The sequence below is a fragment of the Rahnella sp. PAMC25617 genome, from assembly GCF_050606005.1.
In the GTDB taxonomy this organism is placed as follows: Bacteria; Pseudomonadota; Gammaproteobacteria; order Enterobacterales; family Enterobacteriaceae; genus Rahnella; species Rahnella variigena.
Genome location: NZ_JBOCUM010000027.1, coordinates 15,797 through 39,013, shown reverse-complemented (window position 1 = coordinate 39,013; position 23,217 = coordinate 15,797). Strand labels below are relative to the sequence as shown.

Annotated in this window: 36 protein-coding genes; 24 read left to right on the top strand and 12 right to left on the bottom strand. The window is 48.8% G+C overall.

Annotated elements, in window-relative coordinates; translation table 11 throughout:
• The first annotated feature begins 157 nt into the window (after nt 1-157).
• Both bfd and bfr read left to right on the top strand, forming a co-directional pair.
• Nucleotides 158-352 carry a bacterioferritin-associated ferredoxin gene (gene bfd, locus ACM615_RS23655; RefSeq protein ID WP_112288122.1) on the top strand — a complete coding sequence of 65 codons (195 nt, stop codon included), beginning with the start codon at nt 158-160 and terminating at the stop codon, nt 350-352.
• 85 nt (nt 353-437) lie between these two features.
• Nucleotides 438-917 (top strand): bacterioferritin, encoded by a 480-nt coding sequence (gene bfr / locus ACM615_RS23650; protein ID WP_014333589.1) that lies wholly within the window; start codon nt 438-440, stop codon nt 915-917.
• An 11-nt stretch (nt 918-928) separates the two neighbouring features.
• Here bfr and ACM615_RS23645 read toward each other — a convergent pair whose 3' ends face one another.
• The 12 genes from ACM615_RS23645 to gspC are packed head-to-tail and all read right to left on the bottom strand — an operon-like array spanning nt 929 to nt 12,007.
• The gene (locus tag ACM615_RS23645; RefSeq protein ID WP_431012604.1) at nt 929-1,762 is read right to left on the bottom strand and encodes a prepilin peptidase; all 834 of its coding nucleotides are present in this window, start codon (nt 1,760-1,762) and stop codon (nt 929-931) included.
• Nucleotides 1,763-1,795: 33 nt separating this feature from the next.
• Nucleotides 1,796-2,254: a type II secretion system protein GspM gene (gene gspM / locus ACM615_RS23640; protein WP_129639374.1), complete on the bottom strand. Its 459-nt coding sequence runs from the start codon at nt 2,252-2,254 to the stop codon at nt 1,796-1,798.
• The gene (gene gspL, locus ACM615_RS23635) at nt 2,251-3,426 is read right to left on the bottom strand and encodes a type II secretion system protein GspL (RefSeq protein ID WP_159282938.1); all 1,176 of its coding nucleotides are present in this window, start codon (nt 3,424-3,426) and stop codon (nt 2,251-2,253) included. Before gspL ends, gspM begins: the two co-directional genes overlap by 4 nt.
• Nucleotides 3,427-4,413 (bottom strand): type II secretion system minor pseudopilin GspK, encoded by a 987-nt coding sequence (gene gspK, locus ACM615_RS23630; protein WP_129639372.1) that lies wholly within the window; start codon nt 4,411-4,413, stop codon nt 3,427-3,429.
• Nucleotides 4,406-5,089 (bottom strand): type II secretion system minor pseudopilin GspJ, encoded by a 684-nt coding sequence (gene gspJ, locus ACM615_RS23625; RefSeq protein ID WP_132967351.1) that lies wholly within the window; start codon nt 5,087-5,089, stop codon nt 4,406-4,408. Before gspJ ends, gspK begins: the two co-directional genes overlap by 8 nt.
• On the bottom strand, nt 5,086-5,475 hold the full coding sequence (gene gspI / locus ACM615_RS23620) for a type II secretion system minor pseudopilin GspI (protein WP_112288128.1): 390 nt from the start codon (nt 5,473-5,475) through the stop codon (nt 5,086-5,088). The genes gspJ and gspI overlap by 4 nt, the downstream gene beginning before the upstream one ends.
• A complete protein-coding gene (gspH, locus tag ACM615_RS23615) occupies nt 5,475-5,996 on the bottom strand; it encodes a type II secretion system minor pseudopilin GspH (protein ID WP_129639370.1) in 522 nt (173 codons plus the stop codon). Before gspH ends, gspI begins: the two co-directional genes overlap by 1 nt.
• A gap of 2 nt (nt 5,997-5,998) precedes the next feature.
• Nucleotides 5,999-6,454, bottom strand: a complete 456-nt coding sequence (gene gspG, locus ACM615_RS23610) for a type II secretion system major pseudopilin GspG (protein ID WP_129639369.1) — start codon at nt 6,452-6,454, stop codon at nt 5,999-6,001.
• A gap of 12 nt (nt 6,455-6,466) precedes the next feature.
• Nucleotides 6,467-7,684: a type II secretion system inner membrane protein GspF gene (gene gspF / locus ACM615_RS23605; protein ID WP_431012603.1), complete on the bottom strand. Its 1,218-nt coding sequence runs from the start codon at nt 7,682-7,684 to the stop codon at nt 6,467-6,469.
• Nucleotides 7,684-9,207, bottom strand: coding sequence for a type II secretion system ATPase GspE (gene gspE / locus ACM615_RS23600; protein WP_431012602.1), 1,524 nt, complete (start codon nt 9,205-9,207; stop codon nt 7,684-7,686). The genes gspF and gspE overlap by 1 nt, the downstream gene beginning before the upstream one ends.
• A 3-nt stretch (nt 9,208-9,210) precedes the next feature.
• A complete protein-coding gene (gene gspD, locus ACM615_RS23595) occupies nt 9,211-11,190 on the bottom strand; it encodes a type II secretion system secretin GspD (RefSeq protein WP_132967358.1) in 1,980 nt (659 codons plus the stop codon).
• The gene (gene gspC, locus ACM615_RS23590; protein ID WP_129639365.1) at nt 11,174-12,007 is read right to left on the bottom strand and encodes a type II secretion system protein GspC; all 834 of its coding nucleotides are present in this window, start codon (nt 12,005-12,007) and stop codon (nt 11,174-11,176) included. The genes gspD and gspC overlap by 17 nt, the downstream gene beginning before the upstream one ends.
• Nucleotides 12,008-12,197: 190 nt before the next feature.
• On the opposite strand from gspC, the gene ACM615_RS23585 reads away from it, so the two are divergent.
• The 22 genes from ACM615_RS23585 (at nt 12,198) to rpmD (ending at nt 23,215) form a co-directional block, all read left to right on the top strand.
• A complete protein-coding gene (locus tag ACM615_RS23585; RefSeq protein WP_240783327.1) occupies nt 12,198-13,730 on the top strand; it encodes an ExeA family protein in 1,533 nt (510 codons plus the stop codon).
• 7 nt (nt 13,731-13,737) lie between these two features.
• The gene (locus tag ACM615_RS23580) at nt 13,738-14,241 is read left to right on the top strand and encodes a hypothetical protein (protein ID WP_129639363.1); all 504 of its coding nucleotides are present in this window, start codon (nt 13,738-13,740) and stop codon (nt 14,239-14,241) included.
• Nucleotides 14,242-14,475: 234 nt separating this feature from the next.
• Nucleotides 14,476-14,787: a 30S ribosomal protein S10 gene (rpsJ, locus tag ACM615_RS23575; RefSeq protein WP_009639175.1), complete on the top strand. Its 312-nt coding sequence runs from the start codon at nt 14,476-14,478 to the stop codon at nt 14,785-14,787.
• 33 nt (nt 14,788-14,820) lie between these two features.
• A complete protein-coding gene (rplC, locus tag ACM615_RS23570) occupies nt 14,821-15,450 on the top strand; it encodes a 50S ribosomal protein L3 (RefSeq protein ID WP_013573687.1) in 630 nt (209 codons plus the stop codon).
• A gap of 16 nt (nt 15,451-15,466) precedes the next feature.
• Complete coding sequence (gene rplD / locus ACM615_RS23565; RefSeq protein ID WP_013573688.1) at nt 15,467-16,072, top strand: 50S ribosomal protein L4; 606 nt, start codon at nt 15,467-15,469, stop codon at nt 16,070-16,072.
• The gene (gene rplW / locus ACM615_RS23560; RefSeq protein ID WP_013573689.1) at nt 16,069-16,371 is read left to right on the top strand and encodes a 50S ribosomal protein L23; all 303 of its coding nucleotides are present in this window, start codon (nt 16,069-16,071) and stop codon (nt 16,369-16,371) included. Before rplD ends, rplW begins: the two co-directional genes overlap by 4 nt.
• Before the next feature lie 18 nt (nt 16,372-16,389).
• Nucleotides 16,390-17,214 (top strand): 50S ribosomal protein L2, encoded by an 825-nt coding sequence (gene rplB, locus ACM615_RS23555; RefSeq protein ID WP_112288137.1) that lies wholly within the window; start codon nt 16,390-16,392, stop codon nt 17,212-17,214.
• A 14-nt stretch (nt 17,215-17,228) separates the two neighbouring features.
• A complete protein-coding gene (gene rpsS, locus ACM615_RS23550; protein ID WP_004929772.1) occupies nt 17,229-17,507 on the top strand; it encodes a 30S ribosomal protein S19 in 279 nt (92 codons plus the stop codon).
• A gap of 14 nt (nt 17,508-17,521) precedes the next feature.
• Nucleotides 17,522-17,854, top strand: a complete 333-nt coding sequence (gene rplV, locus ACM615_RS23545; RefSeq protein WP_004391423.1) for a 50S ribosomal protein L22 — start codon at nt 17,522-17,524, stop codon at nt 17,852-17,854.
• Between the two features lie 17 nt (nt 17,855-17,871).
• Entirely contained in the window at nt 17,872-18,570 is a 699-nt protein-coding gene (rpsC, locus tag ACM615_RS23540; RefSeq protein WP_013573691.1) for a 30S ribosomal protein S3, read from the top strand.
• Nucleotides 18,571-18,582: 12 nt separating this feature from the next.
• Complete coding sequence (gene rplP / locus ACM615_RS23535; RefSeq protein WP_009639183.1) at nt 18,583-18,993, top strand: 50S ribosomal protein L16; 411 nt, start codon at nt 18,583-18,585, stop codon at nt 18,991-18,993.
• The gene (gene rpmC, locus ACM615_RS23530) at nt 18,993-19,184 is read left to right on the top strand and encodes a 50S ribosomal protein L29 (protein WP_013573692.1); all 192 of its coding nucleotides are present in this window, start codon (nt 18,993-18,995) and stop codon (nt 19,182-19,184) included. The genes rplP and rpmC overlap by 1 nt, the downstream gene beginning before the upstream one ends.
• Nucleotides 19,184-19,438: a 30S ribosomal protein S17 gene (rpsQ, locus tag ACM615_RS23525; RefSeq protein ID WP_014333604.1), complete on the top strand. Its 255-nt coding sequence runs from the start codon at nt 19,184-19,186 to the stop codon at nt 19,436-19,438. Before rpmC ends, rpsQ begins: the two co-directional genes overlap by 1 nt.
• Before the next feature lie 170 nt (nt 19,439-19,608).
• Nucleotides 19,609-19,980 (top strand): 50S ribosomal protein L14, encoded by a 372-nt coding sequence (rplN, locus tag ACM615_RS23520; protein WP_008457164.1) that lies wholly within the window; start codon nt 19,609-19,611, stop codon nt 19,978-19,980.
• A 10-nt stretch (nt 19,981-19,990) separates the two neighbouring features.
• Entirely contained in the window at nt 19,991-20,305 is a 315-nt protein-coding gene (gene rplX, locus ACM615_RS23515) for a 50S ribosomal protein L24 (RefSeq protein WP_095923752.1), read from the top strand.
• Between the two features lie 14 nt (nt 20,306-20,319).
• Entirely contained in the window at nt 20,320-20,859 is a 540-nt protein-coding gene (gene rplE / locus ACM615_RS23510; RefSeq protein ID WP_013573695.1) for a 50S ribosomal protein L5, read from the top strand.
• A gap of 13 nt (nt 20,860-20,872) precedes the next feature.
• Complete coding sequence (rpsN, locus tag ACM615_RS23505) at nt 20,873-21,178, top strand: 30S ribosomal protein S14 (RefSeq protein ID WP_013573696.1); 306 nt, start codon at nt 20,873-20,875, stop codon at nt 21,176-21,178.
• 33 nt (nt 21,179-21,211) lie between these two features.
• Nucleotides 21,212-21,604: a 30S ribosomal protein S8 gene (gene rpsH, locus ACM615_RS23500; protein ID WP_013573697.1), complete on the top strand. Its 393-nt coding sequence runs from the start codon at nt 21,212-21,214 to the stop codon at nt 21,602-21,604.
• A 13-nt stretch (nt 21,605-21,617) separates the two neighbouring features.
• Complete coding sequence (gene rplF, locus ACM615_RS23495) at nt 21,618-22,151, top strand: 50S ribosomal protein L6 (protein WP_112288138.1); 534 nt, start codon at nt 21,618-21,620, stop codon at nt 22,149-22,151.
• Nucleotides 22,152-22,160: 9 nt separating this feature from the next.
• Nucleotides 22,161-22,514: a 50S ribosomal protein L18 gene (rplR, locus tag ACM615_RS23490; protein WP_013573699.1), complete on the top strand. Its 354-nt coding sequence runs from the start codon at nt 22,161-22,163 to the stop codon at nt 22,512-22,514.
• 14 nt (nt 22,515-22,528) lie between these two features.
• Nucleotides 22,529-23,029, top strand: coding sequence for a 30S ribosomal protein S5 (gene rpsE / locus ACM615_RS23485; RefSeq protein ID WP_013573700.1), 501 nt, complete (start codon nt 22,529-22,531; stop codon nt 23,027-23,029).
• Nucleotides 23,030-23,035: 6 nt separating this feature from the next.
• Nucleotides 23,036-23,215, top strand: coding sequence for a 50S ribosomal protein L30 (rpmD, locus tag ACM615_RS23480; RefSeq protein ID WP_013573701.1), 180 nt, complete (start codon nt 23,036-23,038; stop codon nt 23,213-23,215).
• Nucleotides 23,216-23,217: the final 2 nt, after the last annotated feature.

Sequence of the window (23,217 nt, the reverse complement as noted above, 5' to 3'; positions counted from 1 at the left end):
GTTATCGCTTAATCGCTGATAATTAAGAGCAAAAAAAGGGTGCTTCGGCACCCTTTTTTATTGCCTAAATTTGCATAGCAAAGAGAGTAAACTACATTTGCAATAATAACCATTCTCATTTACAGTTAGTTCAAGATTTATGCGAAGTGTGGTTTATATGTACGTGTGTTTGTGCAATTCAGTCAGTGATAAAACGATCAGACAGGCAGTCAGGCGTTACCAGCCGCAAACGTTCCAACAGCTAAGGAATTTTGTTCCGGTAGGAACGCAATGTGGCAAATGTGTTCGCATGGCACGACAGATAATGGAAGATGAATTACAGCAAATTCCTGAATACAAAAATATCGCTTAAAAATACTTAGTTAAAAAGTGTGCCTTTTTTTTGACTTACTCTGAACCGGATCTACGCTTTAGATACCGGAACGGAGGAGTTACCTATGAAAGGCGATAAAAAAGTCATTGCACACCTCAATAAACTTCTTGGAAATGAACTGGTTGCTATCAATCAGTACTTTTTGCATGCCCGTATGTTTAAAAACTGGGGACTTATGCGGCTCAACGGTATCGAATATCATGAATCCATTGATGAAATGAAGCATGCCGATATCTACATTGAGCGGATCCTGTTCCTTGAAGGCCTCCCAAATTTGCAGGATCTCGGCAAACTCAATATTGGTGAAGATGTTGAGGAAATGCTGAAGTCTGATTTGCTGCTGGAACTCGAAGGGGCGAAGGACTTACGCGAAGGCATTGCTTACGCAGACTCGGTTCATGATTACGTCAGCCGCGATTTAATGATTACTATTCTGGCGGATGAAGAACATCACATTGACTGGCTGGAAACCGAACTGGAATTAATCGGGCGTATCGGCATCCAGAATTACATTCAGTCTCAGTTGAAAGAAGAATCCCAATAAACTCCGGTGTCTTAGCTAAACATCAGCCAGACTATTTTGCTTTCCTGGCTGATGTAAATCAGCGCACCGGCCATTGCCAGACAAGGGCCGAAAGGGATTTGATCTGACATTTTATAAAGACCCATCCGCACCAGTGCGAAAACAATCCCCGCCAGCGCAGCCAGAATGCATAAATAGGGTAACATCTGCCAGCCCACCCAGGCACCCAGTGCGGCCAGCAGTTTAAAATCACCGTACCCCATTCCTTCTTTTCCACTGACGATTTTGACTCCCCAGAACAAAAGCCACAACGCCATATAACCTGCGGCTGCACCGTATAATGCATCCTGAAGGGTCACTTCTCCGGAAATGGAATGAACAAGTAAACCGGCCCAGAGCAGTGGCAGTGTAAGCCGATCGGGAAGCAGGTAAGTGGCCAGGTCAATCAGACTAAGCGCCAGAAGAAACCAAAATAATAGTAAGGCACTCAGTAAACTCAGGGGCGTGGTAAACAGAAACGAGAGACCAAGGAACATGGCAGCACAACCGGCTTCTGTCAGAGGATACCTTTTCGAGATCGCGGCTGCGCAATAATGGCATTTTCCTCGTAACAACAACCAGCTCAGCACCGGAATGTTCTGCCAGTATTTTAGCGGATGTTTACAGGCCGGGCAGTGTGATGCCGGAAGGCTCAGATTAAAGCCATGTCCGGTCAGTTGACCCTCGTTGTGAATCATCAGCGGCAAGCGATAAACGACGACGTTAAGAAAGCTGCCCAGCAGCAATCCCAAAACGGCGACACAGGTGTGAAAAAACCCGTCGGGTAATGAGGTGATATAAGTCAATTGCAGCCATCCTCCGTCCATACGAAACATCTCTCTTGTTGTTACATCTGCCCGTTAACGCAGAGTGAGTAGTGGAACACTGACGCTTCCGGTGGGTCCGGTACCTGTCACTATTGAGATGGCCACGACCTGAATACCGTATTCCTTATTGAGGATCTCAAGCCAGCGTAAAAGGGTGGCGTAAGGGACCTGTTCAAAGCTTAGGGTAACTCCCCGTTCATTCTGAGTAGTCTTAGGAAGTTGCAGGGATAAACCCGCCGCTGAGGTGTTAATCACTTCAGTCAGCTTTTCTGTCTTAACTCGCAGTCCGGAAGGTGCCCCGAGACGCTGAGTTTGCTGAACCATCCATTCCAGCTGGTGACGTTGGGTATTGACCTGGATCCGTGATTGGGCAATCTGATTGTTGAGCGGCGTTAAAATGCCATACCAGACAAAAGCCACCGCCAGCAAAAAAACGGCAATCAGTATCAGTCGCCTTTCACTTTCACTTTTCATCATCAGCCACTGTTTCATGATTTACTCCGCTGAATGAGAGTGGCGGTGATGCCCGCTGATGACGTGGCTAAATTAGAAATGGCAAAGTGAAAATCACTGGCAGTCAGTTCGACAAAATCATCAATTGCCGCGCGATCATCGGTCGTAATCTGCAACGTGAGCAATTTCGTTTCCTGCTGGAAAGCCAGTTTATCGATGGCAATTTGTGGGATCTTGCCCTGGTAAGCCGTCAGTTTTGCCAGTGCAGGAAGAAAGGCCGTGGGTGCTTTTTTCATATTTTGTTCGAAATAGAACTTCAGATTGCGGGTGTGCTTGTCCTGCGGAAACCAGGTCTGATGAAGCGCCAGCATCTCGTTTTTCAATAATGATTCTTGCTGTGAAACTTGCCACCAGGTGAACAATTTAGTTCCGATAATCAACACAAGTGTGAATATCGCCATGCCTGTTGCTATCCGCTGTAAATGACGGCCCCATGCAGGTTCTTCTTCGCGTACGGCGAATTCGCCCTGAAGTAAATTCACGGCAGACGGGCAGTTATTTTTCATCATGATCAGAGGATGAATGGGCTGGTCAGCGCGAATCCAGTCAGCAGGGATATCCTGTTCAAACCCGTGATAATGCACTGACTCTGGCTTTGCGATGTCCAGCAGTGTATCGAGTAAAACCTGTTCTGCCAGACATCCCGAATAGTCTGACTGCCGTAGCAGCCACTGATGATCAATACGGGCTGCCGACCAGCCTTTTTCAGGCAGAGGTAAAAGCAATGCATCAATATAGACATGCCTTACCTTCAGACTGGCATCACTAATTATCTGTAGCCAACTTCTCAGGAATTCAGCTTCAACACCCGCCACAAACAGAGTCTGCTCCTCACGAAAAAGCTCAACCCAGTGCAAGGTATCGACATCGCTGGCGATACTTTCCTCCGTCAGCCAGGCAATCATCTGGCGGGTATTTTTACCCGCGCGCGGCGGCAATGTGACCTGTCGAAAAATAACTTCACTGGCAGGAATGAGCAGACAGACATTCTGTGCTGACGGCTGTGTGGCAAGTTCTGATAAATGCTCAACTTCCGGCAACAGATGAATGTCCTCATCATTTTCTGCCAACTCCGTGAACCAGTGGAGTGAATGCTCTGGCGTGCTGCCAGCTCTGATAAACAGCCTGTTGGCCGGTTGAAGGTATTCCATTTACTCAATTACCCGATAGCGTCGCTGATAAATTTGGATTTTTGAATCCTTTGGATTGAACTGCACATAACTGCTCATGGTGTTTTGCTGTTCTTCGAACTTGCCTTGCGTATAGAGAACGAAGTACTGGCTGCGAACTGTCAGTAGCGGTTTCAGTTCCCCGCTTTGTACTTCCAGAGTCAGCTTTTGTTTTTTGACCTCTTTCAGAAAAGCATCAACTGAAATCCAGCCTCTGCGCGGGCGCGCAGCGATGAGTTTCGTTGCATCGTCCTCGTTAATGCCCCCGAGGAATAAGGCGCTCAGAAGGGGTGTCTGTTCCAGGGTCAGCGTATTCACATTAATTTGCTGGAACTCTTCCGGGAGAGTGCAAAGCTGATTTCGTATTTGCTTCAACGCTGTAAGAGGCAGGTCTGGCAGTAATGCCAGTTCATTTAGGGAAAAAAGACGTTGGTTAGCCGCAGCACGTGGCGGTGTCAGTGACTCGTAATAGTCGGATTCGGCTCCGGCGGCGCGGATGTCGTTATCGGTATCAAGATAATCGCTGAGAGTGTCAGTGAACCGTTCAGTTTGCACGGAGGTTGCCTGCGCATTGAGCAGTAGCTGCTTCAATATCTGCGTATTGTAAGGTTCATCTTCCTGTGTTTTGCCAGGTTCGTTATTACGCAGGCTGTTAAGGTTAAAGCAGTTTTGGCCATCCGCGACAATGTAGCTTACGGAGAAACCGTCTCGCCCGTTAAAAACGCCTTCCTGCATGGCAAACTGATCAAGGTTATTGTTATACGTGTTTTCAGTTAGCTCTTTCCGAAGGCGCGGCAATGCTATTTCCTCCGCGGCAAAGGTTAGCCAGCGTAATTGCTGCTGGTTGAGCAACCAGCTTTGACGCTGCTGGCTGACCTGAAATTGCAACGTCATTTTCGTGGCTAATGCCGCCATGATGGCCAGGATCATTAATACGATCAGCAGTGCGACGCCTTGTTGTTTATTCATTGATGATGCTCTCTCCACTCATTGGAACCTGCGGTGCGGGCGCCGAATCTGCCGGCACAGGTGCTTTGCCCGTAGCTTCAGCCACTGTGCTCCCGGGTGCAGCTGGCAGGAGGAAGAGCCGGCGTATTTCGCCCATGTCTTCCAGAGTGACAATGAGTTCGATGGCTGCAGGGAAAGTGCTGGCCTGGCTCCAGCGGTCAGTCCAGCCGGTGGAATAGAAACGCCAGTGCAAAGTGCGTACGCCGGTCAGCATGGTCAAGGTGGAAAGCGTTGATGCATCAGATAAAGACGGAGAAGGCTGGGGGTTCACACTGCGAGTCAACGCGTGGTCGGTGATTGACCACTCAACCTGGGCTAAATCACTTGCAGATAAAGGCTCCGCTGCCGCATAGCTGCCAATAGTGGTAAAGCGCAATGAAGTCTCAGTCGTTGATAAGAACGCCTCTTCTGTATTGGACTGTCTTGGCAATATTTGTATCAGGTCGCGTTCCAGCAGGGAAAATGCCGTCTGAATTTCGTTCAGCCGTGCAGTGTGTTCCTGTGCTATTTCACTGTTTTTCACCGATGCAGAAAGTATCTGATAGGCCAGCAGGCTCAGCATCGCAAATATTGCCATCGCAATCATGACTTCTATCAGCGTAAAGCCTTGCTGTTTGGTTGTGCGACTTTTACTCATGGTTTCTCTGTCGCTATATGTGTCCAGCTGCTGACGGAAAGGAGCGGTGTATGGGCACCTTCAGCCTCAAGAACAAGTGCGCGGTTCAGGAGAATTTTGTTTCCGGCGTCAACGGCATGTTGTTGTTCAACAAACCACTGCTGACCTGCAAGCGTGACGGTTTCCCTTTCTTTCTTTCCTGATTGGATCTGCGTTTCTACCAGAGCATTTTCGGCGACCCAACTGGCAAAAAGGGTAGTGCGGAAATGCTCTACCGCATTCATTTGCGAACTCATACTGTTCAGTAACGCCAGCGCGGCGGTGGCGAAAATAGCGAGCGCGATGATCACTTCAAGCAGAGTCATCCCTTGCTGACTTTTAGCGTCAGGTTTTACTGGCATACGCATTATTTTTCAGACCTTCTCACATTGAATATCAGAGGCAATCGTCCTTCTGAAACAATGCTGCAACAGGCTGGTCCAGATGCTGAAGAAGAGAAACTGAGTTCAAATATTGAAAGCGTGCCGTCGGGCATAAAAACAATCTGTGGTGGCCGGTCGATAGATTTGTTGAGCGGCAACGGAGTGAGTGAAAGAGTTTCTTCTTTCTCAAATTCACCACTAAGCGGCATGCGCTCGGAGTCTATTTCTGCCCACTCAGGCTCACGGCTCTCAGGAATGAGCCGTAACTCGTTACCCAAAATAACGAACTGATAGGCGCTGGCCGTTAAGGAAAGCCCAAGTGGCTTCCCTTCTAACACGGCGCGTTCAGAAGCATATTCCATTATCGTCTTCATCTGCTCAGCGCGCTGGAGTTGGGCGTTGTCGGAAGGTAAAACCATGACAACTACGCCAGCGGCAATGGCAAATATTGCCAGCACCATCAGGATTTCCAGTAGCGTAAAGCCGGATTGTTTAGCCGCAGACAAGGTTATTTATCCTTCTCAACCCAGTTCTTGATGTCATCTGCCGTATTAGGTTCACCATCTGGACCGGCAGAAAAGACATCGATAGCGCCATGTTCACCCGGGCTGAGCAGCATGTATTCATTACCCCATGGATCGGCGGGCAAACGTTTTATATATCCGTCATTGCGATAATTGGCCGGCAACGGGTTAATCGTGGGCAGGGTGACAAGGGCTTCAAGCGTCTGTTCGGTTGTCGGATAGCGGTGATTATCCAGTTTATACATATCGAGTGCGTTCTCGAGAGCGACGATATCGCTGATGGCTTTTTGCGTATCCGCCCGCTCTTTGTTACCCATGACATTAGGGACGACGAGAGCAGCCAGAACGCCAAGGATGACGATAACTACCATCAGCTCCATCAGCGTGAAGCCTTGTTGATTTTTATGCGTAGCAGAATGATGTTTTTGAATATTTAACATTGGGTTATTCCTTTAGCTGACCAGGTTATTGAGCTGGAGAATGGGTTGTAAAATCGACATGATGATGAACAAGACGATGCTCGCCATCGTGACGATTAACAGGGGTTCAAACAGTGCTAATGTCATCGAAAGCCGGTGCTGCATCAGCTTGTCCTGATTGTCTGCCGCGTGCGCCATGAGCTCGCCAAGGCGTCCGCTTTGTTCGCCGGAAGCAATCATGTAAAGCATCATGGGCGGAAAGAGGCGCGTCTGTTCCAGCACGGCAAAGAGCGAACTGCCCTGTCGGACATGTTCTGCCGCCTGGACAAGCAGGTAATGGATGCGCAGGTTAGTTATCCCTTCAGTCGAGATTTTCATTGCATCGAGTAAAGGCACACCACTTGATTGCAAAATGCTGAGGGTGCGGGCATAGCGCGCACTGTTTATCGCCCTGATAAGGGGGCCTAAAACCGCAACACTGAGCAACGCCGTATGAAAACGCATAAGGTTGTTTTGACGGCGGAGAAGCAGTTTTAAGGCAGTGACAGCTGCGAATATGCCAATGACCAACAGCCACCACGTACGTTCCAGGAATCCACTTACGCCGATTAAGATGCGGGTAGTGATGGGCAGCGTATGTTTCATATGAACAAACTGTTCGATGATTTGTGGGACGACGGCAACCAGCAGAATAATGATCACCAGGATGGCGACGATCGTGAGCATGGTCGGGTAGATCATAGCCTGAGACAATTTGCTTTTGATCTGTTGCCGGATTTCATAATAATCCGCCATTTTTTCCAGTACGGTACCGAGCTGTCCGGTTCGTTCACCGGCGGTGACCAGCGTTCTAAACATCGGGTCAAAGATGCGCGGGTAATCAGCCAGAGCATCGGCAAGGGAGTGTCCTTCCACTACTTTATGACGAATGGCTGTAAGTACTTGCGTGAGTCCGGCGTGCTCTGTTTGTCGGGCGATCACGGCCAAAGCGGCTTCTACGGGCAGGGCTGCATTGGTTAATGTCGCAAGCTGACGTGAAAATAATGAGACAGCATGGGATGGGACGCGGGTTTTTAATCCTTTGTTTTTCATCTTGCTGGCAGTCAGCGAGTTGCCGACTTGCTTTATTTCAACAAGCGTTAACCCTCGCTCCCGCATAATCTGGCGAGCCTGGCGGAGAGTTTCGGCTTCAATTACGCCACGTTGCGTCTTGCCCGTCGAATCGATGGAATGAAAGGAGAAGCGGCTCATCAGACAGCGTTCCCTGTCGTAATCTCTTGTTCCGCGGTGACCCTGATCACTTCTTCAAGAGTGGTTTCGCCACTGATAGCCTTGAGCAAACCATTTTCCCGCAGGCTCCGGGCCTTTATGCGATGAATGTTCTCAATGGAAAACTCATCCTGATTTTCATGAATGGCCTGACGGATAGCATTATCGACCACCATGCATTCGTGGATCGCTGCCCGGCCTTTATAACCTGTGAAATGACATTGTGCGCATCCGACGGCTTTAAAAACGGCGGCCGGTGGCTCAGGTAAAAAGCGGAACAAAGGAATATGGGAGATATCCAATGGCGAGGGTTGAGCACAATGCGGGCACAGGCGCCGCACAAGGCGCTGAGCCACCACGCCTAACAGTGACGACGCGAGGAGGAAAGGTTCAAGCCCCATGTCACGTAAACGAGTGATGGCACCGACTGCGCTGTTGGTGTGCAGAGTTGACATCACCAGGTGGCCGGTCAGTGAAGCCTGCACTGCAATTTGAGCGGTTTCACTGTCGCGGACCTCACCGACCATAACGACATCCGGATCCTGGCGTAAAATTGCCCTTAGCCCGAGAGCAAATGTCATGTCTACACGCGGATTCACCTGCGTCTGACCCACGCCTTCCAGCTCATACTCAATCGGGTCTTCTACGGTAAGAATGTTCCGCTCGTTATTGTTCAGCGCAGAGAGCACTGCGTACAGGGTTGTGCTTTTACCGGAACCGGTCGGGCCGGTGACCAGAATGATCCCGTGGGGTTTGTGGATTAATGCTGTGAGCCGTTGCTCATCCTGTTGGGACAGGCCAAGCTTAGGGATATCGAGGCATAAATTGTTTTTATCCAGCAGGCGCATCACAACACGTTCGCCATACTGAGCAGGAATGGTTGAAACGCGGATATCAATCGCCCGGTGGCCGATACGCAGCGAAATGCGCCCGTCCTGAGGTAAACGTTTTTCAGCGATATCCAGTTTTGCCATGACCTTGATACGGGATACGAGGAACGGCGCCAGCTTGCGTGCCGGTTGCAGGATCTGGCGCAGGACTCCATCGATACGGAACCGAATACTCAGCATGCGTTCGAAGGTTTCGATATGAATATCTGAAGCGCCTTCTTTTACTGCTTCGGACAGCACCGCATTAATCAGGCGGATAATCGGCGAGTTTTCGTCACTGGCCAGCAAGTCTTCGTTGTCAGGCAGTTCTTCAGATAAAGACAGAAGATCGACCTCGTTATCAATATCATCAATAATTTGCTGAGAGGCTCCGCTACTGCGCTGGTAAGTTGCAGATAACTTTTCATCGAAAAGTTGTGCGTCCACGATTTCAATCGCCGTGATTTCACCCATGACCCGCCGCGCTTCAAGCAGCGTTTCTACTGAAATGTCATGACGGCAAAAAAGCACGCTATCAACCCGGGTAATGCCTTTTTCTTTGGCATAGCTATAAGGCAGAGCAGGGTTGACCTGTTCTGCTTGCGGAGCCTGTAGCGATTCGATATCCCTGTTCATGGCTTATCCGCTAAACGGGTTGCGAGGTTTGCCGTCATTTGGTGTAGCCGAAATGGACGTTTTAGGTGCAGTGCTTTCCGGGTAATCCGGCAAAACAGAACGGGTATTTGGTGTGAGCAGATCCTGATGATCTTCATCCTGACGTATTTTCTGTAGCTTTTGGAAATGTGAATATTTCTTGTTAGAAATTGAGGAATACACCTCATCATCACGAATAATTGTCGGCCGGATAAATACCATAAGATTGCGTTTAGCTGATTCTGTACTGGTATAGCGGAACAAATTGCCTACCCACGGAATGTCACCCAGCAGAGGGACTTTCGATTTGGTTTCTTTGGTACTGTCATCCAGCAAACCACCAAGCACAACGGTTTCCCCGGTTCGAACCAGCACTGCGTTGGAAATAGTGCGGGTATTGAAGGTTGGGCCCAGCGAAGAGTTGGTAGAGGTATCCACGCTAGACACTTCCTGTTCGATTTCCATCAGCACCGAGTCACCTTCGTTGATTTGTGGCGTGACCTTTAATTTCGTGCCGACGGTTTTGTAAACCACACTGCTATAAATGTTGTCACCGGATGTGGTTTGCGAACCGGAGAGGGAAGGGACTTCCTGACCGACGTTGAATGAAGCTTCTTTATTATCGAGTGTGACGATGCTCGGCGTGGCAAGAATGTCGTTTTTATTACTGGTGGATAAGGCGGTCATTAAGACATTCCAGTCACCGCTAAAGAAACCAGCTGTCATGCCGTTGAAAGTTTGCAGTGTGCCACTGAGCGGGTTATCGCTGCTGATTACACCGTCTTTTTTGTACTGCCGTACGCCAGCCGCAACGGTCGATATCGGTGCTCCGGTACCGGTAAATTGTGTTCCGCCAAATTTGTCGTTGCTCCACTGGATACCCAGGTTGAGTCCGTTACCATCCTGAACCTCAACAATAATGGCTTCGACTAACACTTGTGCACGGCGGATATCGAGCTTGGTAATGACCTGCTCAAGTGATTGCATTACATCCTGCTGTGCAGTAATGACGATGGAGTTAGTCTGTTCATCAGCGGTGATACTCATCGGCTTGTTAGAGCCACTCCCTGATTGACTCGACTTGCCATCTTTCATCTCCTGCGTGATACCGGTCAGTACGGGAACAATTTTTTCTGCTTTGGCATATTTCAGATAGAAAACACGGGTGTTGCCCTGGGATGACTGGTCTTTATCAAGCTGGCTGACCAGTTTTGCTGCGCGGCTGCGTACGCCTTCTGGCCCGCTGACGATTAAGGTATTGGTTCTCTCATCTGCGACGATTTTGGCTTGTAATATGGAAGATGATTGTCCCTTGGATTCTTCGCGGATCAGGTTATTCATCATCTCTGCCATTTCTGGCGCAGAGGCGTATTTGAGTTTGATGGTTTGCCTTTGCTGGTCACCCATTGTGTCAACGCGTTCGACCAGATCAACAAGCCGGTTGATCACAGAAGCCCTGCCGGTCAGAAGTAAGACATTGGAAGGTTCGTAGTGAACGACATTACCGACTCCAGTACTGTCATTCATCTGGCGAAGCAAAGGCGCCAATTCCCTGACCGGCACATTACGAAGCGTCACGACACGGGTGACAATTTCATCTCCTTTGCCGGGACGGTTTTTGTCCGCGACAGGTACGCCTGACATTTTGGCATTCGCTGAACGCACGACCTTCAGCAGCCCGTTATCCATCGGAACCACTGCATAACCATAGACATCCAACACACTTAGAAAGAATTGGTAGTATTGCTCTTCATTCAGAACATCATAGCTTTTTACAGAAACAGTTCCCTGCACGGAGGGATCGATAAGGATAGTTTTGTTGAGATTCTTACTGACGGTGTCAATAAACTCTTTAATATCCGTGCCCTTAAAGCTCGCAGTAAATTCTTCCGCGTGGACAATTCCAGGAAGAGTGGCAAATAATATGCATGCCTTTACTAAGAGGGGGTTAATGAACTTCTTCATAACTTTCTGTATCCAACGATGTTTCGATAGTAGCTAAATTTATATAGATATTCTGAAGCTGATTCTCTCTCAGAACGGTAAGTTGCACATCTCTCAGACTTTCCAGTTGCTCAATGTGTTTTTCTGCGGTGGTAATGTCGTCGAGAGCTTGTCCGTTTATTTTCATGACAACCTCGTCAGGAATAAGTCCCGTTCTAAGATAAATAGTACTGCCTGTTCTGGGATTAAACCTATAACCTGTAAGTTTCTCATCTTTATATATGGGGTTGGCAACTAAATAATGCATTAAGTATTTTACATGTTCTCTTTTTGCCTTCACTTTTAACGGTTCAGGAGGTTTAGTATCTCTTAATTTATCATTAAGGAATAAAGTAACCGTTCCCCGCGGTGTACGTATTAACACTTCATCAGGTTTGACTGACTGCAGGTAGACATTTTCCATATCAGCAATTTTCTCGCCCTCGCGATAGCTGTGCTGACCGGAAGGACCATGCAGGATGGCCAGCGAGTGGTTGCTATCGCTGCTTGCCAGAACCCCCTTGAGGACTAACGGCAGCTTAAGATTCACGGCAGAAGACTGTACTGCCTGTTTAAGCGCAGGTTTTCTACGATTCTCGAAGAGCGTATTTGGCGTATTGGCTGCGGGTTGGAACGTGCGAGAAGGCTGCTGCAACGACCCACCGCTCGTTCTTTCACTCATCACAAAAATGAATATGCTTGAGCAACAAAGCATTGAGCATATGAATATAATTACGATAAACATTGCCATCTTCAATGATATCTTTGGCCAATACCTTTTATTCTTGATGGCATACATGTGTTGGATCATTCCTTTGCACTTTCATTATTCCAGTGGGTTACTTATTAGGCTATATTATACGCAGAAAAACATTGATGCACATTAATACATGTTCAATATGAATGAGGTTGTGTGTCTTGATTTTTCAGACTGACTCCTCTTCCGGGTTCTTGTATTTATACACCATTCATTGAATGTGTAAAATGTTATGGAAATTGGCATGTACTGTGATTACTTTAAACTTATTACCCACCCGTTTCTGGACGGTAATTATTTCAATAATATACGTTTGTTAGCTGCTCAGGACTTTATTCGTCAGACGTTAAATCAAGGCGGCATCGCGATTATCGGTGGGAATAAAGGTGTGGGTAAAACGCGCCTGGCACATGAAATAGCCAGAGAGAGTCAGCGCAAAGTCCTGAACTTAAGTGCAGTCGCAGTGAACGATGCCGATAAAGAAAGCCTCGGTCAATTGTTAGCCTGTTGTTTTCATTTGAAAAAATGGCGGACTTTGCCAACTTCTATACTTCCTCTGCGAATTGCAGAATTTTTTGGCCAAACGGAAAATACCGCTCAGCCGTGGTTGATCGTTGTAGACAATGCTGAAAACCTCTGTGCAGAAAGCTATGAGTTTTTAAGAACATTTAAAAGCTATCCGCAATCCTCCCGCATTTCGTTTCTGTTAGTTGAAGAACGGAAAGGGATTTCTGTCGAGGGTAAAGGATGCAGGAAGCCTTTTCCACATACTGATTACCATCTGCTTCCAATGAGCTTCACCGAAACCTCAGAATATTTGTCACAACGACTGCAATCAGCTGGAGCGGAACCCGCATTAATCCACGGACCGGTGGCCAAACTGCTGCATAACGCTTCGGGGGGACGGTTCCAATTGATCAATGAATTGGCCGCGGACTCACTTAACAGCGCTTATGCAGAAAAAACACCGTCAGTCACCTACCGGCAGATGAAGGTTTGTATAGAAGCCCGCGGGCTGATGCCGGGCAGAAAAAAATGCCTCACGCTGCTCATCGCCTCGTACATGCTTTTTGGTGGTATTTTGGGTTGGACCTATTTCAACTATGCAAAACCTTATCTCCCCCTGCCCGTAACCCTTTCGCAAAAGCTGCATGAAATCCCTGCGGGAGCGAACACAATCAGTGAAGTTGGCAGTAATGAGCGTCACGGTATGCGTCAGCTCTTCCAGGTATGGGGATATGATGTATCTGCTGATGATGCGTTTTGCGATCAAGCTGCTCGGGCGCAACTGACCTGCAAAAAAGGTACAGCAATACTCGATACCTTAATAGAGGAAGGCATGCCCTGGCTGAGCCCGATTAGCGTCGATGGGCAGACTGTCTATGTGACCGTAGTGAAAGTGACAGATGAGACACTGGATATTCTCATTAAAGGCGATACGTGGACGGTCCAGCGCAACTGGTTTGATAGCGTGTGGGCGGGGGAGTATACCCAGCTATTGCCACAGACACCGAGCGGGAAGAGCGTCATCAACAATACCAGCCCAGAAACGGATACTGCCTGGCTGGATATGACCCTCAGTAAAATCCTGAACCTGCCATTCAGTAAAACCGGGCGATGGGACAACGATTTGACCGGTAAAATTAAATTATTCCAGCAACGGGAAAATCTGGCTGTTGATGGGCGGGTAGGTAAAGGCACCCTCATACAAATAGCTAAACGTACTGGCAACATGCCTGAACTGCTTACAAAAGAAGATCTCTAGGTCAAAAATGCAAAACATCCATTTATCGGCTTACACAAGCCACTTAAACAAACAAAAGGTGAAGGTGGCGGTTCGTCGCTCGCTCAGGAAAAGTCTATATTGCCTGATGTTTATCGGCCTTTTTCTGTTCGCAGGTGGGCTGGCCGGTTCTTATCTCCATCTGGCATACCTTAACTGGCAGAGTCACCGGATTGCCGTCAGTGAAGAGTCTCACCTTCCTTATAAGCAATCCCCCTTGCATTACATCTATAAGAACAGAACGCTGCCTGCAGTGAATCAAACGGCCTCTATAGATGACAATTCTACGCCCGAGGATGAATTACCTGTCGAAGCAGCGGATGCAGCGGACGATTCAGCGACTGAAAATGAGGCTCAGGAAGATGCCCCCGTTGATGAAAGTGATGACAATCAAATCATGGCGTTAGAAAAGAAGAGCCCTGACATGCCATTACAGGAATGGCTTAATAAGGCGATGATTGATCAGCAGCAAGAAGAGAAAAGCGCAAAATAAAAGCATTTTCAGTGTGGTTTGGATTGCTTCTTGCTGGTGTTTAAGTATAATGCGCGGGCTTACCTAATCTTGGTAAGTCTGATTCAATATGAGTCAGCGGGCCGATGAGTTTACTTGCCGGTCAACAATACTCCCGATATGGGGGTTATGTGAAGAACGATTACACTCTCCCATCAATCGAAATGGGTTTGAGGAGTAATCATTTACGTTTAAAATAATTGGAGCTCTGGTCTCATGCAGAACCAAAGAATCCGTATCCGCCTGAAAGCGTTTGATCATCGTCTGATCGATCAATCAACTGCGGAAATCGTTGAGACTGCGAAGCGCACTGGTGCGCAAGTTCGTGGTCCAATCCCGCTGCCGACCCGCAAAGAGCGCTTTACCATTCTGATTTCTCCGCACGTCAATAAAGATGCGCGCGATCAGTATGAGATTCGCACTCACAAGCGTCTGGTTGACATCGTTGAGCCAACCGAGAAAACCGTTGATGCTCTGATGCGTCTGGATCTGGCTGCTGGTGTAGACGTGCAGATCAGCCTGGGTTAATCAGGGTCATTGAGCGATTGAGAGGTTGAAACAATGATTGGTTTAGTCGGTAAGAAAGTGGGTATGACTCGTATCTTCACTGAAGATGGCGTTTCTATCCCTGTAACCGTTATCGAAATTGAAGCAAACCGCGTTACTCAGGTCAAAGACCTGGACAACGACGGTTACCGCGCTGTGCAGGTTACTACTGGTAGCAAAAAAGCTAACCGTGTAACCAAACCAGAAGCGGGTCACTTCGCTAAAGCTGGCGTAGAAGCTGGCCGCGGTCTGTGGGAATTCCGCCTTGCAGAAGGTGAAGAGTTCACTGCAGGTCAGAACATTAGCGTTGAAATTTTCGCAGACGTTAAGAAAGTTGATGTTACCGGTACTTCTAAAGGTAAAGGTTTTGCTGGCACAGTTAAGCGCTGGAATTTCCGTACCCAAGACGCTACCCACGGTAACTCCTTGTCTCACCGTGTTCCGGGTTCTATCGGTCAGAACCAGACTCCGGGCAAAGTGTTCAAAGGCAAGAAAATGGCAGGCCAACTGGGTAACGAGCGTGTAACCGTTCAAAGCCTGGACGTAGTACGTGTTGACGCTGAGCGCAACCTGCTGCTGGTCAAGGGTGCTGTTCCGGGTGCAACCGGTGGCAACCTGATCGTTAAACCTGCTGTTAAGGCTTAACGTCGAGGAGATAGGAATGGAATTAGTAGTGAAAGACGCGCAGAGCGCGCTGACTGTTTCCGAAACTACCTTCGGGCGTGATTTCAATGAAGCGCTGGTACACCAGGTCGTTGTTGCTTATGCAGCAGGTGCCCGTCAAGGTACTCGCGCTCAGAAGACCCGTGCTGAAGTAACCGGTTCCGGTAAAAAACCTTGGCGTCAGAAAGGTACTGGCCGTGCGCGTTCAGGTTCTGTAAAGAGCCCGATCTGGCGTTCCGGTGGTGTAACCTTCGCTGCAAAGCCACAGGACCACAGTCAAAAAGTAAATAAAAAGATGTACCGCGGCGCGCTGAAAAGCATCCTGTCCGAACTGGTACGTCAAGATCGTTTGATCGTTGTCGAGACGTTCTCTGTAGAAGCGCCTAAAACTAAGCTGCTGGCACAGAAACTGAAAGACATGGCTCTGGAAGACGTGCTGATTGTAACTGGCGAAGTCGACGAGAATCTGTTCCTGGCCGCACGTAACCTGTACAAGGTTGACGTTCGTGATGTAGCAGGTATCGATCCAGTAAGCCTGATCGCCTTCGACAAAGTAGTTATGACTGCTGACGCTGTGAAGCAAGTTGAGGAGATGCTGGCATGATTCGTGAAGAACGTCTGCTGAAAGTGCTGCGCGCGCCGCACGTTTCTGAAAAAGCGTCTACTGCGATGGAAAAGAACAATACCATCGTTCTCAAAGTTGCCAAAGACGCGACTAAAGCGGAAATCAAAGCTGCGGTTTCGAAACTGTTTGAAGTCGAAGTCGAAGATGTGAACACCTTGCTGGTTAAAGGCAAAGTTAAACGTCACGGTCAGCGTGTTGGTCGTCGTAGCGACTGGAAAAAAGCTTACGTAACCCTGAAAGAAGGCCAGAATCTGGACTTCATCAGCGGCGCTGAGTAAGTCGGAGGAGTAAGAACAATGGCAATTGTTAAATGTAAACCTACATCTCCGGGTCGTCGCCACGTTGTTAAAGTGGTTAACCCTGAGCTGCACAAGGGTAAACCTTATGCTCCGCTGCTTGAAAAACTGAGCAAAAGCGGTGGCCGTAACAACAATGGCCGTATCACCACCCGTCATATCGGTGGTGGCCACAAACAGCATTATCGTCTGGTTGACTTCAAACGCAACAAAGATGGTATCGCTGCAGTGGTTGAGCGTCTGGAGTACGATCCGAACCGTTCCGCGAACATCGCGCTGGTTCTGTACAAAGACGGCGAACGCCGTTACATCCTGGCGCCGAAAGGCCTGAAAGTGGGTGACCAGATCCAATCTGGTGTTGATGCTGCAATCAAGACAGGTAACACCCTGCCTATGCGCAACATCCCAGTAGGTTCAACGGTTCACAACGTAGAAATGAAACCAGGTAAAGGCGGCCAGATGGCTCGTTCTGCTGGTGCCTACGTTCAGATCGTTGCTCGTGACGGTTCCTACGTAACTCTGCGTCTGCGCTCTGGCGAAATGCGTAAAGTTCAGATCGATTGCCGCGCCACCTTAGGTGAAGTCGGTAACTCTGAACACATGCTTCGCGTTCTGGGTAAAGCAGGTGCTGCACGTTGGCGTGGTATTCGTCCTACCGTTCGCGGTACTGCGATGAACCCAGTCGATCACCCACACGGTGGTGGTGAAGGTCGTAACTTTGGTAAGCACCCGGTAACTCCGTGGGGCGTTCAAACCAAAGGTAAGAAGACCCGTAGCAACAAGCGTACTGATAAATTCATTGTACGTCGCCGTAGCAAAAAATAATTAGAGGATAAGCCATGCCACGTTCTCTCAAGAAAGGTCCTTTTATTGACCTGCACTTGCTGAAGAAGGTAGAGAAAGCGGTGGAAAGCGGTGACAAGAAGCCTTTGCGCACTTGGTCCCGTCGTTCAACGATCTTTCCTAACATGATCGGTTTGACCATCGCTGTCCATAATGGTCGTCAGCACGTACCAGTATTTGTTTCCGATGAAATGGTCGGTCACAAACTGGGTGAATTCGCGCCGACTCGTACTTATCGCGGCCATGCGGCTGATAAAAAAGCTAAAAAGCGCTAAGGTAGGAGGAAGAGATGGAAACTATCGCTAAACATCGCCACGCTCGTTCTTCTGCTCAGAAGGTTCGCCTTGTTGCTGACCTGATTCGCGGTAAGAAAGTGTCGCAAGCTCTGGAAACTCTGGCCTACACCAACAAGAAAGCTGCTGGTCTGGTTAAGAAGGTACTAGAGTCTGCCATTGCTAACGCAGAACACAACGATGGCGCTGACATCGATGATCTGAAAGTCACGAAGATTTTCGTAGACGAAGGCCCAAGCATGAAGCGCATTATGCCGCGTGCTAAAGGTCGTGCAGATCGCATTCTGAAGCGCACCAGCCACATTACTGTGGTTGTGTCCGATCGCTGAGACTCTGGAGACTAGCAATGGGTCAGAAAGTACATCCTAATGGTATTCGACTGGGTATTGTCAAACCTTGGAACTCTACTTGGTATGCAAATACCAAAGATTTCGCTGACAACCTGGACGGCGACTTTAAAGTTCGTCAGTTCCTGACTAAGGAATTGGCGAAAGCTTCCGTTTCTCGCATCGTTATCGAGCGTCCAGCGAAGAGCATCCGTGTGACTATTCACACTGCTCGTCCTGGCATCGTTATCGGCAAGAAAGGTGAAGATGTCGAAAAACTGCGTAAGGTCGTAGCGGATATCGCTGGCGTTCCTGCGCAGATTAACATCGCCGAAGTCCGTAAACCGGAACTGGACGCAAAATTGGTTGCTGACAGCATCACTTCACAGCTGGAACGTCGTGTTATGTTCCGTCGTGCTATGAAGCGTGCTGTACAGAACGCAATGCGTCTTGGCGCTAAAGGTATCAAAGTTGAAGTAAGCGGCCGTCTTGGCGGTGCTGAAATCGCGCGTACCGAATGGTACCGTGAAGGTCGTGTTCCGTTGCATACTCTGCGTGCGGATATCGATTACAACACATCTGAAGCGCACACCACTTACGGTGTAATCGGCGTTAAGGTATGGATCTTCAAAGGTGAGATCCTGGGTGGTATGGCTGCAGTTGAACAACCGGAACCGGCTGCTCAACCTAAAAAGCAGCAGCGTAAAGGCCGCAAGTAAGGAGAGTCGCTGATGTTACAACCAAAGCGTACAAAATTCCGTAAGGTGCACAAGGGCCGCAACCGTGGTCTTGCGCAAGGTACGGATGTGAGCTTCGGCACTTACGGTCTGAAAGCTGTTGGCCGTGGTCGTCTGACTGCTCGTCAAATTGAAGCAGCACGTCGTGCGATGACCCGTGCAGTTAAGCGTCAAGGTAAGATTTGGATCCGAGTATTCCCGGACAAACCGATCACCGAGAAACCGCTCGAAGTTCGTATGGGTAAAGGTAAAGGCAACGTAGAGTATTGGGTTGCTTTGATCCAGCCTGGTAAAGTCCTGTACGAAATGGACGGTGTGCCTGAAGAGCTGGCTCGTGAAGCCTTCCAGCTGGCAGCAGCCAAACTGCCTATCAAAACCACCTTTGTAACTAAGACGGTGATGTAATGAAAGCACAAGAGCTGCGCGAAAAAAGCGTGGAAGAGCTGAACACTGAGTTGCTGAACCTTTTGCGTGAGCAGTTTAACCTGCGCATGCAAACGGCAAGCGGTCAGTTGCAGCAAACACACCTGTTGAAGCAAGTGCGTCGTGATGTTGCACGTGTGAAAACTTTACTGACTGAAAAGGCGGGTGCGTAATGACTGACAAGATCCGTACTCTGCAGGGTCGTGTAATCAGTGACAAAATGGAAAAATCCATTGTTGTTGCGATTGAACGCGTGGTGAAACACCCGATTTACGGTAAGTTCATCAAACGTACGACCAAATTGCACGTACATGACGAGAACAATGAATGTGGTATCGGCGACGTTGTGGAAATCAGCGAATGCCGTCCACTGTCTAAGACTAAGTCTTGGACCTTGGTTCGCGTTGTAGAGAAAGCGATTCTGTAATACAGTAGCGCCTCTCGAAAATAGGTAAACGGCTCATGTACGTGGGCCGTTTATTTTTTCTACCCATAATCGGGAACCGGTGTTATAATGCCGCGCCCTCATATTGTGGGGATTTCTTAACGACCTATCCTGGGTCCTAAAGTTGTAGTTGACATTAGCGGAGCACTAACATGATCCAAGAACAGACTATGCTGACCGTGGCCGACAACTCCGGTGCACGTCGCGTAATGTGTATCAAGGTTCTAGGTGGCTCGCACCGTCGCTACGCAGGCGTCGGCGACATCATCAAAATTACCATCAAGGAAGCAATTCCTCGCGGTAAGGTGAAGAAAGGCGATGTGCTGAAGGCGGTAGTGGTGCGCACCAAGAAGGGTGTTCGTCGCCCGGACGGTTCTGTCATTCGCTTCGATGGTAATGCATGCGTTATTTTAAACAATAACAGCGAGCAGCCAATCGGCACGCGTATTTTTGGGCCGGTAACTCGTGAACTGCGTAATGAGAAGTTCATGAAAATTATCTCTCTGGCACCAGAAGTACTCTAAGGAGCGAACCATGGCAGCGAAAATCCGTCGCGATGACGAAGTTATCCTGCTTACCGGTAAAGATAAAGGTAAGCGCGGTAAAGTAAAAAATGTCCTGTCTTCTGGCAAGGTCATTGTTGAAGGTATCAACCTGGTTAAAAAACATCAGAAGCCTGTACCGGCCCTGAACCAACCAGGTGGCATCGTTGAAAAAGAAGCTGCAATTCCGGTTTCTAACGTTGCGCTCTTCAACACGGCTACTGGCAAGGCGGACCGTGTAGGCTTTAGATTCGAAGACGGCAAAAAAGTCCGTTTCTTCAAATCTAATAGCGAAACTATCAAGTAATTTGGAGTAGTACGATGGCGAAACTGCATGATTACTACAAAGACGATGTCGTAAAAAAACTCATGGCTGAGTTTGGTTACAATTCTGTCATGCAAGTCCCTCGGGTCGAGAAGATCACCCTGAACATGGGTGTTGGTGAAGCGATCGCTGACAAGAAGCTGCTGGATAACGCAGCAGCTGACCTGGCAGCAATCTCCGGTCAAAAACCGCTGATCACCAAAGCACGCAAATCAGTTGCAGGCTTCAAAATCCGTCAGGGCTATCCGATCGGCTGTAAAGTAACCCTCCGCGGCGAACGCATGTGGGAGTTCTTTGAGCGTCTGGTCTCCATTGCTGTACCACGTATTCGTGACTTCCGCGGCTTGTCTGCTAAGTCTTTCGATGGTCGTGGTAACTACAGCATGGGCGTGCGTGAACAGATCATCTTCCCGGAAATCGATTATGATAAAGTCGATCGCGTTCGTGGTTTAGATATTACTATCACCACTACTGCGAAATCCGATGATGAAGGCCGTGCGTTGCTGACAGCCTTTAACTTCCCGTTCCGCAAGTAAGGCAGGGTTACTAATGGCTAAGCAATCCATGAAAGCACGCGAAGTCGTTCGCGTAAAACTGGCTGATAAATACCGCGCTAAACGCGAGGAATTGAAAGCTATTATCTCTGGTGTGAACTCATCCGACGAAGATCGTTGGGATGCAGTTCTTAAGCTGCAGTCTCTGCCGCGTGATTCCAGCCCGTCTCGTCAGCGTAACCGCTGCCGTCAAACTGGTCGTCCGCATGCTTTCCTGCGGAAGTTCGGGTTGAGCCGTATTAAGGTCCGTGAAGCCGCTATGCGCGGTGAAATTCCGGGTCTTAAGAAGGCTAGCTGGTAATTGTCACCAATTGAATCACGGGAGTAAAGACAGATGAGCATGCAAGATCCGATCGCGGATATGCTGACCCGTATCCGTAACGGTCAAGCCGCGAACAAAGTTGCGGTCACCATGCCTTCCTCCAAGCTGAAAGTGGCTATTGCCAACGTGCTGAAGGAAGAAGGCTATATTGAAGAATTTAAAATCGAAGGCGACGCCAAACCTGAACTGGAATTAGTACTGAAGTACTTCCAGGGCAAGGCAGTGGTAGAAAGCATTCAACGTATCAGCCGTCCAGGTCTGCGCATCTACAAGAAAAAAGATGAGCTGCCAAAAGTTATGGCCGGTATGGGTATCGCTGTTATTTCTACCTCTAAAGGTGTTATGACCGATCGTGCAGCTCGCCAGGCTGGTCTTGGTGGCGAGATTATCTGCTACGTAGCTTAATTGGGAGGAAAGAATGTCTCGTGTTGCAAAAGCACCCGTCGTCATTCCTGCCGGCGTAGAGGTAAAACTCAACGGTCAGGTTATTTCGATTAAGGGTAAAAACGGCGAGCTGTCACGTACTATCCATGACGCTGTTGTAGTTAAGCAGGAAGAAAATGCACTGACTTTCGCTCCACGCGAAGGCGCTGCAGACGGTTGGGCCCAAGCGGGTACCACTCGTGCACTGTTGAACTCTATGGTTGTAGGTGTTACCGACGGCTTCACTAAAAAGCTTCAACTGGTAGGTGTTGGTTATCGTGCTGCTGTTAAAGGCAACGTGGTGAATTTAGCCTTAGGCTTCTCTCACCCGGTCGATCACCAACTGCCGGAAGGCATTACTGCAGAATGTCCGACCCAAACTGAAATCGTGCTGAAAGGCGCTGATAAACAGGTTATCGGTCAGGTTGCTGCGGATTTACGTGCCTACCGTCGTCCTGAGCCTTATAAAGGCAAGGGTGTCCGTTACGCCGACGAAGTCGTGCGTACCAAAGAGGCTAAGAAGAAGTAAGGTAACACTATGGATAAGAAATCTGCTCGTATCCGTCGTGCGACCCGCGCACGCCGCAAGCTCAAAGAATTGGGTGCGACTCGTCTGGTGGTACATCGTACCCCGCGTCATATTTACGCACAGGTCATCGCACCAAACGGTTCTGAAGTAATAGTTGCTGCATCTACTGTAGAAAAAACTATCACTGAGCAACTGAAGTATACCGGCAACAAAGATGCTGCCACTGCTGTAGGTAAAGCTATCGCAGAACGCGCATTGGAAAAAGGGATCACGAAAGTATCCTTTGACCGTTCCGGTTTCCAATATCATGGTCGAGTCCAGGCACTGGCAGATGCTGCCCGTGAAGCTGGCCTTCAGTTCTAAGGAAGAGGTTTAAGATGGCTCACATCGAAAAACAAGCTGGCGAACTGCAGGAAAAGCTGATCGCGGTAAACCGCGTATCTAAAACCGTAAAAGGTGGCCGTATCTTCAGCTTTACCGCACTGACAGTAGTTGGTGATGGTAACGGTCGCGTTGGTTTTGGCTACGGCAAAGCACGCGAAGTTCCGGCAGCGATCCAGAAAGCGATGGAAAAAGCCCGTCGCAACATGATGAATGTCGCGCTGAATAGCGGCACCCTGCAGCATCCTGTTAAAGGTGCTCATACGGGTTCCCGTGTGTTCATGCAGCCGGCTTCCGAAGGTACCGGTATTATCGCCGGTGGTGCAATGCGCGCCGTCCTGGAAGTTGCAGGGGTTCATAACGTATTGGCTAAGGCTTATGGTTCCACCAACCCGATCAACGTGGTTCGTGCAACTATCGATGCTTTGGCAAATATGAAATCCCCACAAATGGTCGCTGCCAAGCGTGGTAAATCCGTTGAAGAAATTCTGGGGTAATTAACCATGGCAAAGACTATAAAAGTTACACAAACTCGCAGTTCCATTGGCCGTCTGCCGAAGCATAAAGCTACTCTGCTGGGCCTGGGTCTGCGTCGTATTGGTCACACCGTTGAGCGCGAGGATACTCCTGCTGTACGCGGTATGATCAACCTGGTTTCCTACATGGTTAAGGTTGAGGAGTAAGA

Coding starts and splice junctions, on each gene's coding strand:
- gspJ (WP_132967351.1), bottom strand. CDS start 5,089: ATGAGTAAAAGTCGCACAACCAAACAGCAAGGCTTTACGCTGATAGAA.
- gspL (WP_159282938.1), bottom strand. CDS start 3,426: ATGGAATACCTTCAACCGGCCAACAGGCTGTTTATCAGAGCTGGCAGC.
- ACM615_RS23585 (WP_240783327.1), top strand. CDS start 12,198: ATGGAAATTGGCATGTACTGTGATTACTTTAAACTTATTACCCACCCG.
- rplD (WP_013573688.1), top strand. CDS start 15,467: ATGGAATTAGTAGTGAAAGACGCGCAGAGCGCGCTGACTGTTTCCGAA.
- rpmD (WP_013573701.1), top strand. CDS start 23,036: ATGGCAAAGACTATAAAAGTTACACAAACTCGCAGTTCCATTGGCCGT.
- rplB (WP_112288137.1), top strand. CDS start 16,390: ATGGCAATTGTTAAATGTAAACCTACATCTCCGGGTCGTCGCCACGTT.
- rpsE (WP_013573700.1), top strand. CDS start 22,529: ATGGCTCACATCGAAAAACAAGCTGGCGAACTGCAGGAAAAGCTGATC.
- rpsJ (WP_009639175.1), top strand. CDS start 14,476: ATGCAGAACCAAAGAATCCGTATCCGCCTGAAAGCGTTTGATCATCGT.
- gspG (WP_129639369.1), bottom strand. CDS start 6,454: ATGTTAAATATTCAAAAACATCATTCTGCTACGCATAAAAATCAACAA.
- rpsN (WP_013573696.1), top strand. CDS start 20,873: ATGGCTAAGCAATCCATGAAAGCACGCGAAGTCGTTCGCGTAAAACTG.
- gspD (WP_132967358.1), bottom strand. CDS start 11,190: ATGAAGAAGTTCATTAACCCCCTCTTAGTAAAGGCATGCATATTATTT.
- gspF (WP_431012603.1), bottom strand. CDS start 7,684: ATGAGCCGCTTCTCCTTTCATTCCATCGATTCGACGGGCAAGACGCAA.
- gspC (WP_129639365.1), bottom strand. CDS start 12,007: ATGTATGCCATCAAGAATAAAAGGTATTGGCCAAAGATATCATTGAAG.
- rpsC (WP_013573691.1), top strand. CDS start 17,872: ATGGGTCAGAAAGTACATCCTAATGGTATTCGACTGGGTATTGTCAAA.
- rplW (WP_013573689.1), top strand. CDS start 16,069: ATGATTCGTGAAGAACGTCTGCTGAAAGTGCTGCGCGCGCCGCACGTT.
- rpmC (WP_013573692.1), top strand. CDS start 18,993: ATGAAAGCACAAGAGCTGCGCGAAAAAAGCGTGGAAGAGCTGAACACT.
- rplX (WP_095923752.1), top strand. CDS start 19,991: ATGGCAGCGAAAATCCGTCGCGATGACGAAGTTATCCTGCTTACCGGT.
- ACM615_RS23645 (WP_431012604.1), bottom strand. CDS start 1,762: ATGGACGGAGGATGGCTGCAATTGACTTATATCACCTCATTACCCGAC.
- rplC (WP_013573687.1), top strand. CDS start 14,821: ATGATTGGTTTAGTCGGTAAGAAAGTGGGTATGACTCGTATCTTCACT.
- bfr (WP_014333589.1), top strand. CDS start 438: ATGAAAGGCGATAAAAAAGTCATTGCACACCTCAATAAACTTCTTGGA.
- rplE (WP_013573695.1), top strand. CDS start 20,320: ATGGCGAAACTGCATGATTACTACAAAGACGATGTCGTAAAAAAACTC.
- rplN (WP_008457164.1), top strand. CDS start 19,609: ATGATCCAAGAACAGACTATGCTGACCGTGGCCGACAACTCCGGTGCA.
- rplF (WP_112288138.1), top strand. CDS start 21,618: ATGTCTCGTGTTGCAAAAGCACCCGTCGTCATTCCTGCCGGCGTAGAG.
- rpsH (WP_013573697.1), top strand. CDS start 21,212: ATGAGCATGCAAGATCCGATCGCGGATATGCTGACCCGTATCCGTAAC.
- ACM615_RS23580 (WP_129639363.1), top strand. CDS start 13,738: ATGCAAAACATCCATTTATCGGCTTACACAAGCCACTTAAACAAACAA.
- gspK (WP_129639372.1), bottom strand. CDS start 4,413: ATGAATAAACAACAAGGCGTCGCACTGCTGATCGTATTAATGATCCTG.
- rplV (WP_004391423.1), top strand. CDS start 17,522: ATGGAAACTATCGCTAAACATCGCCACGCTCGTTCTTCTGCTCAGAAG.
- rplR (WP_013573699.1), top strand. CDS start 22,161: ATGGATAAGAAATCTGCTCGTATCCGTCGTGCGACCCGCGCACGCCGC.
- gspM (WP_129639374.1), bottom strand. CDS start 2,254: ATGAAACAGTGGCTGATGATGAAAAGTGAAAGTGAAAGGCGACTGATA.
- rpsQ (WP_014333604.1), top strand. CDS start 19,184: ATGACTGACAAGATCCGTACTCTGCAGGGTCGTGTAATCAGTGACAAA.
- rplP (WP_009639183.1), top strand. CDS start 18,583: ATGTTACAACCAAAGCGTACAAAATTCCGTAAGGTGCACAAGGGCCGC.
- rpsS (WP_004929772.1), top strand. CDS start 17,229: ATGCCACGTTCTCTCAAGAAAGGTCCTTTTATTGACCTGCACTTGCTG.
- bfd (WP_112288122.1), top strand. CDS start 158: ATGTACGTGTGTTTGTGCAATTCAGTCAGTGATAAAACGATCAGACAG.
- gspI (WP_112288128.1), bottom strand. CDS start 5,475: ATGCGTATGCCAGTAAAACCTGACGCTAAAAGTCAGCAAGGGATGACT.
- gspE (WP_431012602.1), bottom strand. CDS start 9,207: ATGAACAGGGATATCGAATCGCTACAGGCTCCGCAAGCAGAACAGGTC.